The sequence below is a fragment of the Paenibacillus sp. FSL R7-0026 genome (assembly GCF_038004485.1).
GTDB classification, from domain to species: Bacteria; Bacillota; Bacilli; order Paenibacillales; family Paenibacillaceae; genus Paenibacillus; species Paenibacillus xylanexedens_A.
Window position 1 is genome coordinate 50855 of the sequence record NZ_JBBORG010000003.1, and the last position, 18562, is coordinate 69416.

The 18562-nt window shown below is 37.9% G+C and carries 13 protein-coding genes; 8 read left to right on the forward strand and 5 right to left on the reverse strand.

Annotation, left to right across the window (positions count from 1 at the left end; all coding sequences use genetic code 11):
• Nucleotides 1-59 precede the first annotated feature (59 nt).
• Together MKY44_RS30860 and MKY44_RS30865 are read right to left on the reverse strand one after the other, a co-directional pair.
• Nucleotides 60-416, reverse strand: a complete 357-nt coding sequence (locus MKY44_RS30860) for a hypothetical protein (protein WP_341010362.1) — start codon at nt 414-416, stop codon at nt 60-62.
• A gap of 16 nt (nt 417-432) precedes the next feature.
• Nucleotides 433-909 (reverse strand): hypothetical protein, encoded by a 477-nt coding sequence (locus MKY44_RS30865; protein ID WP_249913387.1) that lies wholly within the window; start codon nt 907-909, stop codon nt 433-435.
• A gap of 749 nt (nt 910-1658) precedes the next feature.
• Here MKY44_RS30865 and MKY44_RS30870 point away from each other — a divergent pair.
• From MKY44_RS30870 to MKY44_RS30885, 4 genes are all read left to right on the forward strand, one after another.
• The gene (locus MKY44_RS30870) at nt 1659-1916 is read left to right on the forward strand and encodes a hypothetical protein (protein WP_341010363.1); all 258 of its coding nucleotides are present in this window, start codon (nt 1659-1661) and stop codon (nt 1914-1916) included.
• A gap of 1967 nt (nt 1917-3883) precedes the next feature.
• Complete coding sequence (locus MKY44_RS30875; protein ID WP_341010365.1) at nt 3884-7342, forward strand: S-layer homology domain-containing protein; 3459 nt, start codon at nt 3884-3886, stop codon at nt 7340-7342.
• Nucleotides 7343-8081: 739 nt separating this feature from the next.
• A complete protein-coding gene (locus tag MKY44_RS30880; RefSeq protein WP_341010366.1) occupies nt 8082-8456 on the forward strand; it encodes a hypothetical protein in 375 nt (124 codons plus the stop codon).
• A gap of 4 nt (nt 8457-8460) precedes the next feature.
• The gene (locus tag MKY44_RS30885) at nt 8461-8631 is read left to right on the forward strand and encodes a hypothetical protein (RefSeq protein ID WP_249913390.1); all 171 of its coding nucleotides are present in this window, start codon (nt 8461-8463) and stop codon (nt 8629-8631) included.
• On the opposite strand, the gene MKY44_RS30890 is transcribed toward MKY44_RS30885, so the two are convergent.
• The gene (locus MKY44_RS30890) at nt 8618-8902 is read right to left on the reverse strand and encodes a hypothetical protein (RefSeq protein ID WP_341010367.1); all 285 of its coding nucleotides are present in this window, start codon (nt 8900-8902) and stop codon (nt 8618-8620) included. The genes MKY44_RS30885 and MKY44_RS30890 overlap by 14 nt on opposite strands.
• A gap of 592 nt (nt 8903-9494) precedes the next feature.
• Here MKY44_RS30890 and MKY44_RS30895 point away from each other — a divergent pair.
• Nucleotides 9495-10043 carry a hypothetical protein gene (locus MKY44_RS30895; protein ID WP_341010369.1) on the forward strand — a complete coding sequence of 183 codons (549 nt, stop codon included), beginning with the start codon at nt 9495-9497 and terminating at the stop codon, nt 10041-10043.
• 923 nt (nt 10044-10966) lie between these two features.
• On the opposite strand, the gene MKY44_RS30900 is transcribed toward MKY44_RS30895, so the two are convergent.
• The gene (locus tag MKY44_RS30900; RefSeq protein ID WP_341010370.1) at nt 10967-11374 is read right to left on the reverse strand and encodes a hypothetical protein; all 408 of its coding nucleotides are present in this window, start codon (nt 11372-11374) and stop codon (nt 10967-10969) included.
• 832 nt (nt 11375-12206) lie between these two features.
• Here MKY44_RS30900 and MKY44_RS30905 point away from each other — a divergent pair.
• Nucleotides 12207-12923, forward strand: coding sequence for a hypothetical protein (locus MKY44_RS30905; RefSeq protein ID WP_341010372.1), 717 nt, complete (start codon nt 12207-12209; stop codon nt 12921-12923).
• Nucleotides 12924-12981: 58 nt separating this feature from the next.
• Here the strand turns inward: MKY44_RS30905 and MKY44_RS30910 are convergent, their stop codons facing one another.
• Nucleotides 12982-13725, reverse strand: a complete 744-nt coding sequence (locus MKY44_RS30910; protein ID WP_341010373.1) for a hypothetical protein — start codon at nt 13723-13725, stop codon at nt 12982-12984.
• 1717 nt (nt 13726-15442) lie between these two features.
• On the opposite strand from MKY44_RS30910, the gene MKY44_RS30915 reads away from it, so the two are divergent.
• A complete protein-coding gene (locus MKY44_RS30915; protein WP_341010374.1) occupies nt 15443-16096 on the forward strand; it encodes a hypothetical protein in 654 nt (217 codons plus the stop codon).
• Between the two features lie 1613 nt (nt 16097-17709).
• Nucleotides 17710-18516 carry a hypothetical protein gene (locus MKY44_RS30920; protein ID WP_341010376.1) on the forward strand — a complete coding sequence of 269 codons (807 nt, stop codon included), beginning with the start codon at nt 17710-17712 and terminating at the stop codon, nt 18514-18516.
• Nucleotides 18517-18562 lie beyond the last annotated feature (46 nt).

Here is an 18562-nt window from a genome sequence, read left to right on the forward strand (position 1 = left end):
TGAAGTGCAGCTACTGAGCTGATAACATGTGTTTTACTCCTCATAAGCGCCTCGTATTCTTATTTACCTTTTGCTACACGCCGCTGCGCATCACGGAGAATGAAATCTCTCTGGCTATCTGTATCGTCGGAAATCACGGTTCTATGAATGGCAATGAGCTCTGAAAGCAATAAGTTTGTGACTTTTGTGTCTTTGGATAATTCGTCAACTTTATGTAAGAGACGTTCTGTAAGATGGTTTTGCTTATTGATCGCATCCAATTGATGGCTGGAAAGGGCCACTTGATTTTTAGTCATTTGTTGAAAGAGAACGGTTTGCTTCTGCATGCCTTTTATGATCATTGGGATTTCCGAGATGAGCTGCTGCTGTGCAGCGAAGCCTACAAGACCTCCACGCTTTTCTGGTAAACTTCCCATAATGCATCACTCCTTCTTATATTACATCTGAGTTCTTCCGATGAATAAGGGCGGGGTAGTCATTCAGATCATCATATATGACCAAAGCAGGATTATCATCGACGGTCAATACACGTACACCATCGAAGTAAGGCAGGATGGGAATCCCTAGATACACCATACCGCTAACCAAACAAAGATTCTGGTGTTTGGGGGACCCGTCAGTGAAAAGAGGATGTCGCGAACGAAATCGTAGCGTCTTTTTTCTCGAATTCGTATCTTGAATCCGGTCGATGATTTTATATGCTTGCGGTAGCCTACTGCGTCCGAATGCCGTGGCAAGTAGCTTAACTAAATTGACTAATGAAGCATCAACTACCTCGGCGTCCGGAAAATGTCTCTCCTCGTAAACGGGAAGTACATTGATCCCGTCTCCCTGTTCAAAAAAATCCACTAGGGGTTTTTCCAACACTGCATACATCGAAAATGATTGTATTTTATTATCATCACTCATAATGTGTCTCACGTACCTTTCATTTGTTAGAAAATTGTAGTAATGTTCTTCGGTAAGAAAAAATTACTAGAATAATATTATCACAAATGCATATTGTTTAACACCAAAACATCTGACTGTGTAGACTTTTCATTATTTTTTTTCTAGATTAAGGAGATATAATCGATAATAAACATCAAATAAAGTGTCCTATTCAGGTAATAAGACAAAAGAACCAGATGACAAGATGCCGTTGATGGAATAAACATAAATAATAGAGAATATTGAATGAAAACAGTAAGTTTAGCATTGAGGATTCCCTAAAAGATCATACGAATCCACATATAGAAAGAGGGAAGTATCTGATTTGCATCTCAACCCATATACGAACAAATAACACGAAATTTTAATGTAATTCTCATGGGAATCATAAAACAGGAGTTACGAACACAAGTATCGATACAAGAGAGGAACTTACTACATACGAACCCACCTACATTAAAAAGTAAGTTGCCTGGCACGACATGATTCATACGATCTATAGTGCAAATGAATTGCTGTACGAGCCTATGATATATCTCAACAAGATGAAGACAACAAACCTTAAGGAGTGACTTTCTAAAATGAGTTATCAACTTCGTAAATTATCTCAGGACTGCATATACATTAATCCGAATCCCGCGGTTACCTTAGACTCCCAGTACTTAAACTTCGAAGGAACCGATCGAGCAAATATGGCTTCAAGCAAAATAATAGAGGTGAATTAAAACATGTCAAACACCCTTAATATCACATTGTCTATCGTTGGAGCCTACATCGCGGTCGGCGTATTTATCAGTTTTGTGGACTATATCCTATACCGGCTGAAAACAAAGAATCAGTCATCACAATCTCATCAAGATTTCCCTTGGTTGTTTCGCGCTATTGGATATACCATAGCGACTCTCATTTGGCCAGCCTTCTTTTTCCGCACCACAAAAGAAGTTATTACTCACATCAAAAATAGAAAGGCTCTAGAAAATAAGTGAGTCTTATACCGGATGAACGTCCAGCCGGGATCAATCCAGTAATGATTAGCTTAAATACCAACTCCCAGCAAACTAGTCTTAGCCGTTTTTGAGCTTAGAGAGGAATAAAGAAAAAGCGGCATGAAGGATGCAATATCCTTCCATGCCGCTGTTTTGTTGAACATTCAGACCAGGATAAGTCAGTATGTACTGTGAGAAGATCTGAATGTGGTCGTAAATGACGATTGTATTCTAGATTCTTCTAACTCACCCGTTTAGTATGATTGGCAACTTTACCTGTTCTTTATATGGCTGAACTTAATCGGATGGATAAGCGTTTTTCCTGTTTTCCAATCAAGACATACGCTGGCATATCCAGGTGACCAATCATAAATGGGTTTGTTTTGTACGATGAATTACGCCGTAAATACGCTAGGAGAGTATTGACGACTTGGGTTCTTATCATAGGCATTGACAGTGAAAACTTCGGCAATCATTTTCATGGGTAATTCGCATCGATAGTCTAGCAAAAAGATCCGCTCGTATTGAGCTGCCCTGAGCGGTGCTGCTATCGCTCTCCTTTTATCACTTCGAATCTTCCTTCCCTCAAGCCCAAAATTGACCCCTCCCGCTTAGGTTATGTCTGCAACATCGTTCACACGTTGCTCAGTTATTTTGATTTAATGATGATCTCAGCAAAGAATGACAAGCATGTATGCAGAAAAAAGCCTTGGGGATACTGGGAATAGAGGTCATGACTATGAAAACCAAAAGCAGTGATTCCGGATCTCGATTGGCCCAAGAAAGTATTCAATTTACTAAAAAAATAACATGAAGGTTCGACAAAAAAGAATTTCATCAACAGGCCATTTCAAGAATGTTCAGAAACATTCACCAACTTGATTCATTTTTATAAGGTTTAATAGCGTAAGTACGTGTTAATCAATTTGACCCGAATTCAAATTCCACACCGCTACGGATGGTGGAAGTGTCCCAATAAGGAGCATCTTTTCTACAACGAAGTAAAAGACCTGTATCCGTCTCCATGACAATCACAGGTCTTTTTTTATGCTGATTTAAACGATGATAATATTGCAAAGAAAATAGTTTACATACACATAATTCCACGATAAGAAATATATGATTGTAGTATAAAAGCTGCTAACAAACAGGGGGTTCCTTAAAGGAGCGCCCTAGTTTGTTTATTAAATTACTATTTTTCATGATCTCGATCTAATTATGCGTACTGGCATGCGAATGAGATAATATATATCCCAACCAATATTTCTCTTAGCCCCCTGGAATTACTTCGGCCTTATGCTAATGTATCCATTTGAAGTTTAACAACAAACAAAGGTCAAGATGAGTGAATAGCCATATATGGATTTGAATTAGGATCAGGCGTGTAGGCCTTTTATAAATCTAAAATGATTGTAAAGCGAATTGAGCCAAACCAATAGCCAGGGACTGGTCAGTCTGGCTTATTCATATCTTCCTAGGTCTTTGGAACATGAGAAATCGAGTTTCTCATCAAGTATTCGAATGCAAAAATCATCAGCTATTTTAATAAATTCTTATAAGTAAATAAGATGCTAAATTGAAAAGTATTATAATATATTGATCACTCAGAGGAATTGAATTAAAATTGGTTTTGATGTGATTATTTTTTTGGTGATTATATGGACCTAATAACGTTCTCAGACTAGAGAAGTTTTACGGTAACATAATACATTGGGCATCTGGATGAAATGACCGCTATGAGCAAAGCCCCACTTAAACTCTACCGAACGGTATCCTTACTGACAAATCTAAGACAAGGTTCTACTTATATATACTTGAATACCGACATAGTCGTCCCCTAGACTGATACGGCCATCCGTTAACACGGTTTGGTTAAAAAATCCGGAGAGTTGTAAGCTTATGTGAGGGGAGATCGTCTCCTCTGACATGAGCCTACAACTCAAGTACATAAGTAAGGAGAAGTTGGATTGTATTTGAAATTAGATTTAGGGGAGAGACAACAAAAAATGAAGAGAAAATTTAGAAAGCTTTTAGCAGTCGCGTTATCAGCAAGTTTGATGTTAGGCAGTGTGCCACTTTGGGGAGGAGGAAAAGCAGAAGCGGTTAGTGGGGGAGACTTAATTCCATACACTCAATTGGATACAAAAGCACATTACGTCTTGGATGTAACGGATGATGGTAGTAAGGCCTTAACCACAACAAGTACATCTGATGGTACATACGGCTTCAATTTATATAGCAAAACAGGTGCTTACGAGGAAGTAGCAAATAGTGCTTATTATAAGAACAAAGGTACCATCTCATCTGATGGTAGGTATCTAGCTTGGTTAGAGTCAGGCACTGCTAACGTTACCACAATGGACAATGTTAATGTTCAGTTGATGGACCTTAGCACAAATGAAATTACTAAAGTGAATAGTACAAATTACGGCGGGGTTACACTAGCGTTTAGTCCTAATGGAAGGAGGTTAGCATATTCTTCAGGGGACATGCTGTATGTGTATGATATTGACACTAAGACTGAAGTCGCTCTTACTTCTTCGATCGATGGATATAATTTTACAGCTACTGGGACGAGTATAGCATATAGTGATTACGTTATTTTTAGCCCGGATAGTAGTGTGGTTTATTACACTTTGAACAACTCAAGTGAGCAAGGAGCGGTTTATAAATGGGATGGGACTACAACAACTAAAGTTGTCTCTGAACTTAACACGGGTTCTACGACATCACAGCCATTGGTTCTTGCTGTATCCCCAGATGAAAAATATTTGGTGTATTCCGAAAGCGATAATGGAACTATCCATGTGCTAAACCAAGAGACGGGTACAGAGGAATCTCATCCAAAACTGAATGTACGTTCGGAAGCTAAATTCGTTAAAGATAAGAACATAATAGTGTATAAGTCACGGGACTTGGACGGTTCCTCAGCGATGTATAATTTGGACTCTAAAGAATTGTATTATCTCGATAAAGGTAAGCTGAGTAAAGATGGTACTACCTTATATTCGTATAAAGTGTTCCAAAACGGTTCTGAAAACTATCAATTTGGCATTTATGATCTGAACGGTGTCGACTTAGGGAATATTAATTTCTCCCCTATATCCCCTCAAGACCCTTATGCTACGAACACATCTTCAGATAGTACGGGTTATCTACATTATAAGTCCCCCCTGTTTTATGAAGGGGCTAGAGTTAAATTAAATGGAGTAGAAATAATTGACACGAAAGATTATGGATTTAGCTATGATGGTTTGCGTGTATATGCCAATTCAGTAACTGTAAGTAACGTGCATTATGGTTCACAAGAGTTGGAAGTTGTCTATTATAACAGTACTGGAGAAGCAGACCCTGTTTCTGGCGAAGTCGGGTTGCCAGGAGGAAAAGATTTAAAATTTGGCCAAGAGACGGTACCTCTAGGGGCTTATGTTAAATTTAGTAATGCTGTATGGGTCGTTGCGGCAGACAATACCATCTATCGGAAAGTGTCAGATGGATCAAGAGCGTTTAGTAGAAATAATAATGCTAAATTTATCCTGACTACCGTAGGGAGTGTGGCCAGATACCTTGATTGGGAATTTTATAATACGTTCACTGACGAAGAGAAATCCGTAATTAGGATGTCAACTTGGCAAACATATTTAATGACAACAAGAAAACCTAAAGCCTATACAGTGGATGCATATGTAGGAATGATCAACTATGAGATGATTAGTAACTTCCCAGATGGGTTGAATTTTAGTAGCATACCTTGGTTAATGGACGCTCAAGACGCATCCTATAGTTTGGGAACTCGCTATGAAAATAAAGAGCTTAGTATCACTACCCTGGATAGTAATTATGCCATTCACCCTGCTATCCAATTAGTAGATGGAGTTTCATTCAGTGGAGGTACAGGAACTTATTACGATCCATACACCGTAAATACTTCACTAATTGCTAAACCCGAGAGTCCAACCAACTTTAAGGTAACTACAGATGAAACTAGTTTAACCTCAAGCTGGGATGTTGTAGATGGGGCGACTGGTTACAAGGTATTGGTAAATGATCAATTAGTGTATAGTGGCACTAATGTATCTTATACATACACCAATTTATCACCGAACACAAGCTATGTTGTTACACTGGTTGCTTTCAATTCAGCGGGTGAGAGTGGCAAACAGCGCCAAACAGTCAAAACAAAAGTCTCTAATAAGATGCCGGCGCCTACAGGTTTGAAAGCAGAAACGACACACAACTCTGCAACTATTAGTTGGGATGCTGTTGAAGACGCAACCGCTTATTGGGTTATGGTAGATAACGATCAAGTTTACAATGGTTCGGATTTGACAGTAACAGCAAATAACCTAAACTCGGATAGACCTTATACCGTATATGTCAGAGCTGTTAGATCAGCAGGTACTGTTATTGAAGAAGGAGAGCAGGCAACGCTTCAGATTGTAACTAAACCTATCTCTCTAGAAGCTCCTGGGCAGCCTGTGGTACTGAGTAGTGTGGAAGGCAACGTGAAGATTACTTGGCCTGCATCAACTGGTGCTTTAATGTATAAAGTACAACGTAATGGGGTAGATATTAGCTCTGTTGCATCAACTGAGTATACAGACAGAACAGCCGTTTTAGGGGAAAGATATCAGTATACCGTAAAAGCTTTTGATGGAACGAGAACAAGTGAAGCTTCTCCTGTTGTTCTGGTACTTGTAACGCGTAATGGTGGAGGAGTCACTAGCCCAGGTAAAGGTAGTGGAAGCGCTGGTGGCTCGACAGGAGGAGGTACCACCACTCCCGCAGAATCGGATCAACATTCCGTTCCTGGAACGGTTACAGATCCAACAAACGAAGGCGAAGAATCTACAGATGACAATGCAACCGAAGTGGAGAACAACACGAACTTCTCGGATATCTCTGGAAACTTTGCGGAAGAATCCATTAAACATTTAACAGCCGCTGGGATACTGAAAGGTTATGCGGACGGGACATTTGGTCCAAATAAAAAGATTACACGTGCAGAGTTTGCCATCATGACGAAACGCGCATTGCGTTACGAAAATACAGGTACTTATGTACAAGCTTTCAAGGATTTCGACGAAAATGCTTGGTACGCTGAAGAACTGTTGACCGCTTTGGATTCCGGAGTAACCAAGGGACTCACCGACGGAACTTATCGTCCCGATGTATTCATTCTAAGAGAGCAAGCAGCCGTGATGATCGCTAACATATTGAAGAAGAACAACTTCCAACCAACTGTGGGTGAGCGGATCTTCAAGGATGATAAAGATATTGCTTCTTGGGCGTATTCTTCTGTATACTTGCTGAAATCTCATAAGATCATAGAAGGTCAAAATAACTTCTTCTATCCTAAACGTGAAGTCACTCGTGCTGAAGCAGCCGTGATGATCTACAGAATGCTTACTGTTTTAAATAAATAGAATCTACTCAAACACCGAGCAGAGTAATTTGCTCGGTGTTTTTTTCATAACTAATCGATCAACATCAATAAGAGATGCCTTAATCGTGATCTTTCCTGATGTATGTCTAGCGCTCAATACTTCTGGTGGCAGACGAAAGGATGCATACGACAGTACTCAGGGTGAAAATTGAAGATCTTCAAGAAATCAATAAGATCATGGCTGATCTTGATATGTTAGACTTGAGGAATGCTAAAAATGACGGTTCAATTTCATATCTGTGCTGAACGGGTATAGGTACCCAGCAGCAAATCTGGATCTCTACTGCTACAATTGAGTTTTCCGAAACCGGCAGAACTGCGTAGAACTCGGTGTAGATAACAGACAACATTGAATGTCATTTAATACCTTCCTGTCCTAGTGTGTAGAAGGTTGAGTACTATTCTGATGAAATGTCTAACCATTAAAGCGAATGAATTAAGAGAACTGCCCAATCGGCCCACTGTTTATCTCCACGAAAAGAAAGAACAGATTTATGAAAATTATCCAAAGTTACGGGCTTATCTTAATCACAGTTGATAGTATTAGCTGCTACACAGTTTAATAGTTATTATAAAGATAAAGGCCATGCCATTTTTTCGGTATCACTAGGTATAAACCTGAATTTAAATGAAAATTAGTTACATACAATGAGATGATGTAATATTGTGAGGGGTCACGAATCGCTATATAATGTGCATAGTTCAAAAGGAGGGTAAATATGAAATACAGTATTAACTTATTTGGATTGATGGTTGATTGTGATATCAACATAAATGGCGAGCGTTTAGGTATAGAGATACCGGAGGAAAATCAGAAAGCTTTAAAAAACTATTTAAAACGTGTATTACCCAAGTATGGGAGAGAAGCATCTAATGATTCAACGTTAGATTCTTTAGTAAAACTTGCCTTGGATGCAGAAAAGACATTAGATGGTCGTATGGTTGAACCCAAACTAAAATTACCTTATGAGTTTCAGCCTGAAATAAAGGAGAAACTAATTGAGGCGGCTGCACTACAGGAAATATCCGCGACTCAGTTATTGATTCGTATTATTGAGAATAAATATCAAGAAATTATAGGAGAGGAAGGATAGATCCATGGCATATGGAAATAAAGTTAAATTTCATTATGACGTCCCCGTGTATATTAAGGCACAATTAGCTGCAGCTGCAAAAAAGCTGAATATGACAGCAACAGAACTGCTATCTAAAACCATCGAAGAAGAATATGAACGTGTAATAAATGAAAAGAAGACTAATCAAGATTAGTCTTCAAAATAAATTCGTGCATTCTATGCATTTGCTTAACAGGAAAACAGTGAAAGGAATAATCTTGACCAACATAGTCATATGAAAATACATGGAAACTAGAGTAATCTTCCAATGAATTGTCTTCGATTAGATAAACATAAACATTGGGTAATTCTGTTGTTACATGAAAATCAAATCGCGAGGTTGGACTTGCATCCATGATCCCTTCAATATGTTGCTTTACATCTGGGGACGAAATCTGGAGCATTTGTTCTTTTAAATCTAACATAAGATGAGGAACCCCCTTTTAAATTGAATACCGTTATTGTACTTGGTTTATCTATTGAACCAAACGTGTGTTCCTTTTTTTTACATTATATAACATGTGGTTATGATACGTAGTGTTTTATTGGGGGGTTATTGTTGTTTATTAGGAATTAAAAAGATGATTAAAGAGCTGAAAATCGGCGGATTTTTGCAGTAGTTGGAAGGTATAAGTCTACTGAAACGTCGTATGTTTGTTCCATGTTCCCGTAGCAGAAGAAACCTTGCCAACGGTCTACCATAGCAGCTCGAAACGCTTGAATAAGATAATGAGCAGAAGATTACACCAGAGGTGATCTTCATTAATAGGCCGTTAAATCTGGCATTTCATTTACGGTGATACAGACGTATTTTCTTTTCAATAAAAATTTTCCATATAACCCTTATTTTTTCTGCGATCAGAAACCACCTTATCTAGTTCCAAATGCCCAAACGTTTCTTCAAAGCAAATGTCGTATGATGCTGACCCAGTTCCGTCAGGAATATCTCGTGATGTATATTTTTAGAATTAGAAATGGTCTCATTAGGCGCTGAAGCGAAAGGAATGGGTAATAAATATGAATAATTCCGTCGTGAAACTTCGAAATATTTTTATTTTAATGATAATATTTATGGATATACTTTGGTTATTTTCTTATACCGTAAACTACGATATTACGATATTTAAAAAAAGCAATTTTATAATTCCTATTGTAGTACACATAATTTTATTTTTTGGGTTGGTCTACAAAAGTAAAGGAAGAAAGCGAGTTCTGTTTGTTATTCTAATTATTTTTTCTTTTCTTCTTCTGATTAAAAATTCTTTTGCCCCAGTATTTAATCCATACAGTTACGAACAGCTAGATGCTCCTGGAAACTATGGCGAAGTTATAGTTGAATATCGATCTAACCTATTAGACCAAGGCATTACACAGTATCATGTTTACCAAACGAAATTTTGGGGTTTGTTCTTAACTGAGTTAACTACTAAGGAAGTTTATATAGAAGAACCACACGACTTATATCTTTCTCAGAAAGATATTTTTAATTACTCTGCTCCAGAATGGACGAGAGATACTGTAAGTTTTGATACCTATAATGGAAAGCTTACTCTCAACCTCAAATAAATCAATATAGTAAAAGAGATACCATGTAGTTGTATGTCTAGAATTAAGTTAATTCATCAAGCGAGAAATCACGTCTCTGAAACCTCTTGCAATCTCATTCCCCTCCGTATCCGTATATGAAATTAATTCTCCACACGCATTTTTAAAATTAAATTTAAACAGTGCTCTAGAAGGGCATATGTAATATTAGTTTTTCTTCCTTTGCTTTGATTGCTAGTGCCCAAATACAGGAAGTGGTACATCGAAAAGATCAGAAAATGCTGCTAAATCCGTAAGCCTAACTGGATCTGAAAAATATATGTAATTTGTAGTGACTTATTCTGGTAGTCTTGGTCCAAATGGAGATTACGGTAGGCGTCTAATGCATCAATAACGGCATCTATAAAAAAAATTTAACATAGCCTATGAGCTACCTCCTAGGAATGAAAAGTCTTGGGAGGATGAATCTGTTGACTGATCTATACTAGACATACAAAGGTTAAAGGTATAATTATATTGGAATGACTTTAGTGATCAAAACCTTGATCCATCCGCATAGCGGGTGGTTTTTGTTGTGTGCGTTTTATACACTCGAATGGCTTAAGAAACAATAAGATGGATTGATGTTTTATCATCAATCCATCTTATTGCTGCATCATTATTAATTCGCTATTTGGTTTTAAGGCAAGGGTAAGTATCATCCTTGATCTTTTTCATCCTGGAGAATAGTTTTAGAAACTTTTGTTTAAACCTTCTTACCATCATATTTCGTCTTATCAAGCTGAGCCAGTCGCTTCTCTATTCCATCCTTCTGTTTATTAAATTTAAACAGTATAGATTGGAGAATCATTGATTTGGTTATATAGCCGCTATTAATAAACAACAATGAAGAACTAGGCTTGATAGAATATACAAATTATGAATGGATCATCAAATCAGAGATACTAATAGATGACATAGAAACTAGCAGGTCCCGGTGATAAAGGTGGAACAGCGTAGTCTAACTCAATCTTGTAGTAACCATATAGCGTAGCTTTTAAGGAATCCTTACGATTTAGTTGGCCTAAGTATTTTTTGCTATTATACTCACCAACAGCATATACGTTACATATATCACCATAAACTCCATTTAGTACAACTTTTATTTCCCCATTCATGTAAATAGGAACGGTTTGGCCTCCAACATATCCCCATTCTGTTCCCTGTAAAGTGATACTGTTTGAGAGTTGCATTTCCTGTGGCTGAACTGTGTTAGTTGTAACAGCTTCATCAGCGAATATTGCTTGCGTAGGTGTTAAAATCATCATTAGTGTAGCTAAAGTAGATATTGAAATTTTTTTAATATTTTGCAACGTAAACATCTCCTTTAAATATAGGTTGATATTAATTAAAGACGTTGGTCATCGTTCTTCTGTTTGTGATATTTTTCACAATTAATCATAAAAAATATCACATCTTGTTGAATCGATCATCTTCTCGTTTAGGAATAGTTTTATGAATTCTCAAGAATAATTATACTAAGCTGAATTATTCCTAAATTTTATTTTTCATATTCACACGCCCCTTTGGAAATGTAAGTTTTAAGACAACTTAATAGTATCATATAATGTAAATAATTTCAATAATATGTCATAAAATTCATAAATTACAATGTTGCTGTGCGAAATCAAATTCAACACACACATAATTGGCGTAGGAAAGAACAGTTAAATGGATAGGCTTGAATACTTTAAGTAGCTGATCACGACAAATCACGTTAGACTTCCTTAGCAAATTGAATATGCAATCATGATGAAATATGACGCAACATTACAAATTGTATGAAATTTATTAGAGAATAATGGCTAAAGATATTTATGGAATGTAAAAGCGAGATTTTCTTCCTCCAATTCAAATAGATATTTATTATATGGAATTTTGATCGTTAACTATTTTGTAATATAGAACACAGCAACATTTTTTATTTAATCCCGTTTACATATAAGAATAGGAAATTATTTGGTATTGGAGTGATGTGATCAAAGAAAAAAATTCTAAATAATATATTACGTAATTTTCAATAAAGAAATACATTTTTTAAACTTTTTGGATAAATACATCTGTATAATGTAAGAAGAAGTCTATACACGAAAGCGGGAGATTATTATTAACAAACATACTTTGCTTTTAGCCTCATCGGTTTTATTGTTTAGTTTACTCGTAGCCTGTAACAATCAAGAAGACAATGGAACCACTACACCAGTAAATAACACCAATCAAGAAACGACTAACAATTCATCGACCTCAGAACAAAAGTCAGGTGATATTGCTAGCATTTTCTCTAAATCTGATCTCACCGATTCAATTACCATCGATTTAGTTAATGAAGACCCGGCGATCCGAGCTGAACAACAAACTGATAAGGGAACACTGATAATGATTTCAAATGGTAAGGAAGAGAGAGGACACTTAAACGTATCAAGTACACAGGGAGAAGAGGGAGACCAGACCTTCCAGAGTAATTATTCTGTCATCTATAGATACGATGGTCAGGATAAAGTTTTATTGGAATTGCCGGCGTATCTATTTGTCCAGCCCAGTGACAAAAAAATAACCTTTGAAAAGGTGGATTTTAAAGATGCGGATGTTTACGTCCTTACCCCACAATACAAAACGGGGCATGGATTGGAAGGGTATGTATTTGCGATCGATAAACAAAGTGGTGACGCATTCCCTTTAGAAATAGTAAAAGAGGGACAGGTATCTAAGACGCTTCTTTATTCCGAATCTGAACCAACACTAAGTGTTGAAAGTGATGCCTTAGTTGTTCATCCAGCCACTGGTGCTGGAACCCCTGACGAAGATACAAACGACTTAAATTACAAACTTGATTTAAGTAAAAAGCAGTTGATAGCTGACTAAAAGAAACTCTTCCGCTTTAAAAGTGGAAGAGTTTTTTTATCCTGTAATCAGGCTTGGTTTAGTAAATATTCGACAACCCGTATACATTTGGATCAGTTTTCTGAATATAGTGCAGAGTGTTTAAGCAAGTATTATTGGAGCTAGTAATGGTTGTATCCATTCCAGAGTATCCGGCAGTAGCCCAAAGACGTCTTGTGCTTACGCTGTTAACAGCATACGAAGAATTTGTGCAATAAGTCGTTGCGTTGCCTTTATAACCTGTCCAATAGCCAGCACTTAAAGCTTTTGCAGCTTCGCTTGCACCTAAACTATTTCCGCCGTTGCCGGAATAAGCGTAACGAACATGGATGTACCCTTCGATAATCAATCTAGCATAAGAGCGAATACCGTCCAGCATGTTGGTGAATTTCAGACGTTTACCTGGAGTGGAGTTATTAGGGTCGTATACCCCGGAGGTTGCCCCACAGGTACCATCTTGGTAAGCAAAATTGTATGAGTTCTGCACAGATGAAGTGCTCCAGGAATGCTCAAATCCCCATTGTGCAAGAATTAGGGATACAGGAAGACCGTTAAGGCCACCACTTTTTCTCCAACTTTGATAAGAAACCCATTGAGCTAACGGAAGAAGATCATATCGTGTACCGTTGTATGTGACGGACCCAGTTACAAAGTTATTGATATTAGTAACACATGCCATAGTTATTTCCCCTTTTAATGTATATTTTTTATATGTTACGTTACGTAACGAAATATAACTAAACGCAATTTTGTAGGGATGTGAGAGCAAGAGTTTGAATCCCATCAAACTCTTGCTCTCTACAAAGGATACCTTAGTTGATACTCATAATATCATATTGCGTAACGTTACGCAATATATAATTTGAAATTATTCAATATGGGTTCGTCTTTTTCTGATTGGTTTAACAAACCAAGCGTGATTGGCTGTAACCAATGGATCTTTTACAGAGCATCGATCAGTAAAACCCCGTTATAAATCCGGATAAAACAACTTATGATAAAATGCGAAGAAAAAGCCGATTTTTGTTTCCTCCTGCTTCGATTTTAAAACCCTGAAATAACCTTTTGCCTTTTTATACAAGAGTGAGCAGCCGGAATGAGAGAAGTAGGGACATAAACAGCCTGCCTGATCCTCTAGGGATTCGATATGTCTTGCTAATAACTTCAGATGGATTGCTTATTATATCTTATCTGAATCAATAGACAAGCTGTTTACGTTTTACGCTCTACTGATAAATTCACTGCTGACTTACTTATATTGGTTGTGTGCAGAAGGAAGGAGGGGTTGCAATGAAGAGATTCAAATCTTTCGTCCGCTATATGTGGACAGGCTTGATGGGTGTATGTCTTCGAATGCGAGATTTTCTAAGGTCTCGTGAGGGACGACAAATGCTGATTCAAATCCTCATCATTTGGGGTGGGGAAATTATCAAATAATTCCTAAGTTAGGAATCCAAAAACGCCTAGGTAGAGTTTTTCCACTTAGGTGTTTTTGGTTTTGCCCAAATACAGCCGATCCGGGAAGCGGCAGAAGATCTGATGGTCTAAAGAACGATTGGGCTGATGCTGGTTTAAAAGCAGCAAAGAGATATCGCACCACAGTCAGCTTAGGAGCTCCACGCTACTGTCCCTCGCCATTTAAACCCTTCACGGAGCAAAAGGGCATAGCGGTCTCATGAATCCTTCCTTACTGCAGTTGGACAACATCCTAATCATGCCCATAGATGGACATGCGGGGTGATTGGAGAGTTCAGAAGCAGGCCCCATTCACAGCGTTTGCTTTAACATAATTACATTTTCACTAATGTGAGAAAATAAAAATATGAAAAATTCACAATAGAAAGAATTAAATATTTGAAAAAGGAAGTATCAAACCCTCACAAAAAAATCAATCCCCATCGAAAATTTTATCCTAAAGGTGGTGTCCTTCGGACACGAACAATCCAGCCTCATTCTCGAAAAAAGTATACCTAGAGAAGTCCCACTGCAAAACCTTTTTCTAAGACCGATACTCATCGGAAGAACCGTACGAAATCGCCGATAAGGCCGGCGCAATAGAATATTTAGAGATGGGTTGCATGATCGGGTTGGAATTATCCCTCACCATATTGAGAGATTTATCGATTAACGTGTATTTCGATCATCGTCCATATTTCCCCAAAGGAGATCGCTAAAAATGCGACCAATTCACCAAACCATTACAACAGCAATTATCTTCAACAATGGGGCAAAGATTGCCCCCGATAAATAAGATACATACCTAAAAGAGAAAGACATCTTACTTTGTTTTACCGATCCAGGATGCTTACCAGAAGTCGGACAAGCCCAGCTTAGTTCCAACCAGGTAAGAGACCTCGATCTTCTACCAACAGTCTATAATCCGTCATTTTGTCCTTCTTCATGCGTATCCGCTATGAATGTTCAATCTGCGCTCCTACAGCGTAAAAAATTGCTTTTAAATATAAGACAATCAGTCAAACGAAAAATAGGGGGTTAGTACGATGTACGACCAAAAAGCATTGATACAACAAACAATTGAAGGTATTGAGGGAATTGAATATCTGACCAACGGCTTATACGGGGAGTATTTCGAGGAGTTTCTAACCCAGAGAATGTACCATTTTTCGGACGACGTCGTTGATAAGTCCATTACATTACGTACAGAGTGGGCCATAGATGCTAATTCTCCCAAATCACGGGCAATGGAAAAACAAGTGGCTGAACTTATACAGATTCCGCACCGTCATTATGACAAGGAAGTCGTTCATATTCCCGTTTTGGATCAAACCGAAATTGAATCCGTAAATGCGATATATGAAGTCACACAAAACCTACTGCGTGCCAAAAAAGTCGATTCCTTGGTTGTATACAGGGGATTCGGGTGGAACGAGCAACCTAAATGGTGGGGTGACGTTCACGCCGGAATGTTGCTTCCGATTAACGACCACCGGACACTGTCCAGCTGGAGCTTTTCTAAAACAGTCGCCGAATCATTCGTAAGCCAAAGATGGTATGGTATTGTAGTCAAAGGTATTATTCACGCCAACCGAATTTTTGCTATAATAAATGGAGAGAATCTCGAATACGAGTCAGTTTGTATCAATGAAAATGAACAATCTGAATTCGAAATCACTTCGAAGCATGGAGGCGAATGACACGAGCAACCCCAATAAGGATAAAGCTCCGATCGTCGTTCATACAACGCCTGAAATGGCGAACTGGATGCACCCTCAAACCAATGAGCGTAAACATCTAATGCTTGCTCGTGCCGAAACAACCCGACAAAGCTATCGCAGACTAAAAGAGAAAGCAGTTCGTTACGGCCGAGTTCAAAATGGGAGGGGATTAAGTATGTCAGTCTTGAACGTTATGAAAACTGCTCGCCGTGTCCCCCGACAAAAAGTGTTAGACTACTTAAACCAAGCGTCCGACGAACGCTTGTAACGCTTGGACAATTAATCTTGTGTCCGGAGGTCGGCATATTCATCTTGCCGACCTCCGGACATTTTTTATATTGAGAACCATATGTATTCTTGTCCTAAAGCTATCTCAGCTTAATTGAATCATGATTCTCCAGTTCATATGTAAACATATAAGGGAGAAAGTACTGTTCATAACGCCACTTAGGCACTTGTAAGCTTATGTCTGAAATCATTAATATGTCCAATCGAATAACTAATTCTTCGAGTGTCAGTGTCATAGAAAGATGTATCCTCGCACAAAAAAAGCCCTGATGTGGGAAACATCAGAGACATCTTACTTAAGCGGAAGGGTAGAAAAAGGTCGGTAAAGACGGAGATTATGGTCCCCACGGCAGGGAACACCATGTTGCCTATGGTACGAGCTTACGCTCCAATTCTTCTTTAATCTTACCTCGATAGCATACACCGGGTGCTTAGATTGTTCAACGGACAGTTGGACTATAAGGCATTGAATAGCAATTCGGTGGGCTAGACGCTAGTTTTGAAGGGCAACGTATATGTATCTTATTTTTCTTAAAATAGCTTCAGTTAGAGAGCAAGCTGTATTTTTTTCAAATGACCGTCCCATCGACTTTGTTGTTCTCCACTGATATCTCTACATCAGTTACTCCATGGTCAATAGCCTAGGTTATATGATATACATTTGTACTGACTATCTATGTACACGATTAAAACAGCCCATTCATCGGACTTCGCTAACTTTGCTTTGGATTAGGCTGATCTTTGAGTAGTAGCCATGTCTTGCCGCACTTACCTGCTACAACCTTACCGGAACTACAAAGGGGCTTAATGTGGTCTTGTTGCCCACCAATTAGGCATAAACGTAGATATTCCAAACATGATGGCAGCTATTGATAAGCGTACTGTTCCTTCTTTTTGCAATACTCTCACACCCCTAAGATACATTATACACTTTGACTATAACCTAATAATAGAGGATTTAGTTGATTTGATTTTAGCATAATGAGGTGTGGACCCTGTTGCTAACACTTTGCTAACGCAGTTTATAGTGATTTGTATTCGTATATGGGGCATAGAGATCGCATTGAAAGCATACTGGAAGGGTTTGTTTCTTTATTATAAATAAAAGCTAAAGTTTCTTGTATAAAATGCCAAGGTAAGCTAGTTCTTTTTAACGTTCCGCTTAGCTAAGTGAGCTAAAAAACCAAGACAAGGCAGCTGTGAATACTGTTACGCGTAAGGTTAGAACGCATAATTCAATAATAATAAATTTCTGTTAACAACTCCCAATGTAGGAACCGATATCACATATAGGGGGGATGTATATGCCAATGTATAGATACATAAGGCAAGTGAAAAATCAAGAAGATCCGATGAAAAATGAACCAAGAAATTCAATTAAGGATCAGCTTTTAAAGCAAGAGTTGTATAAAGAATTACAAAAAAATACTAGACGGAAAAAATTAATGAGTGGATGGGCACATGTTTGGGAATGGACAAGTATTGTCTTTTTACTGATGTTTATTGTCTATGTATCTTACAGCACGATTTTAATCGTGGGGATGGTGGAAACCCCTAAGCACCATGGTCCAATCTTTGCTGGACTCTTCTTGATGGGATATTTTTCAATTCCAGCCACAGGAATTTGTTCAGATCGCTATGTAAAAAGAACATATAGTGACCGTCACAAGTTCTTAAGGCACAAATTCTCATTCAAAACACTATTCAAATCAACATCCATAATTAACTTTAATATGCAAATACTCTATTCCATCCAGTGTGATGCCATTCTCAAATACTTTCACAAAAAGGGAATAAGCATAACCGACACAAAGTACATTGATTATTTAATTTCATACTATACTGAGGAAAGTGAAAGGATTCGAAAGAGACAATGGTTACCCTTTGCAATCCTCATCACTTTATCTTTACCTGGCTGGCCGTTGTTAATCAAATCAATACTAGAGGGAAAATGGTCTAATATAGGATTTGTTTTGTTAATAGCTCTCGTGCTGGGATTAACAGTATTCGTTACGTTAATCAAAAAAGTTCTAGATATCTTACTGTTTAAAGTATCTAATGATTATCTTTTGTTAGCCAATATTTTACGAACGATAAAGAGCTACCAATGAAAATGCTGTCCATAGATTTATAATATAGGAGCCCATTTTTTCCGTG

What these genes read in the sequence shown, in the direction of transcription:
- MKY44_RS30865 (WP_249913387.1), bottom strand. Translation starts at nt 909, where the DNA reads ATGAGTGATGATAATAAAATACAATCATTTTCGATGTATGCAGTGTTG.
- MKY44_RS30910 (WP_341010373.1), bottom strand. Translation starts at nt 13,725, where the DNA reads ATGGGATTCAAACTCTTGCTCTCACATCCCTACAAAATTGCGTTTAGT.
- MKY44_RS30880 (WP_341010366.1), top strand. Translation starts at nt 8,082, where the DNA reads ATGAAATACAGTATTAACTTATTTGGATTGATGGTTGATTGTGATATC.
- MKY44_RS30915 (WP_341010374.1), top strand. Translation starts at nt 15,443, where the DNA reads ATGTACGACCAAAAAGCATTGATACAACAAACAATTGAAGGTATTGAG.
- MKY44_RS30890 (WP_341010367.1), bottom strand. Translation starts at nt 8,902, where the DNA reads ATGTTAGATTTAAAAGAACAAATGCTCCAGATTTCGTCCCCAGATGTA.
- MKY44_RS30870 (WP_341010363.1), top strand. Translation starts at nt 1,659, where the DNA reads ATGTCAAACACCCTTAATATCACATTGTCTATCGTTGGAGCCTACATC.
- MKY44_RS30920 (WP_341010376.1), top strand. Translation starts at nt 17,710, where the DNA reads ATGCCAATGTATAGATACATAAGGCAAGTGAAAAATCAAGAAGATCCG.
- MKY44_RS30895 (WP_341010369.1), top strand. Translation starts at nt 9,495, where the DNA reads ATGAATAATTCCGTCGTGAAACTTCGAAATATTTTTATTTTAATGATA.
- MKY44_RS30860 (WP_341010362.1), bottom strand. Translation starts at nt 416, where the DNA reads ATGGGAAGTTTACCAGAAAAGCGTGGAGGTCTTGTAGGCTTCGCTGCA.
- MKY44_RS30885 (WP_249913390.1), top strand. Translation starts at nt 8,461, where the DNA reads ATGGCATATGGAAATAAAGTTAAATTTCATTATGACGTCCCCGTGTAT.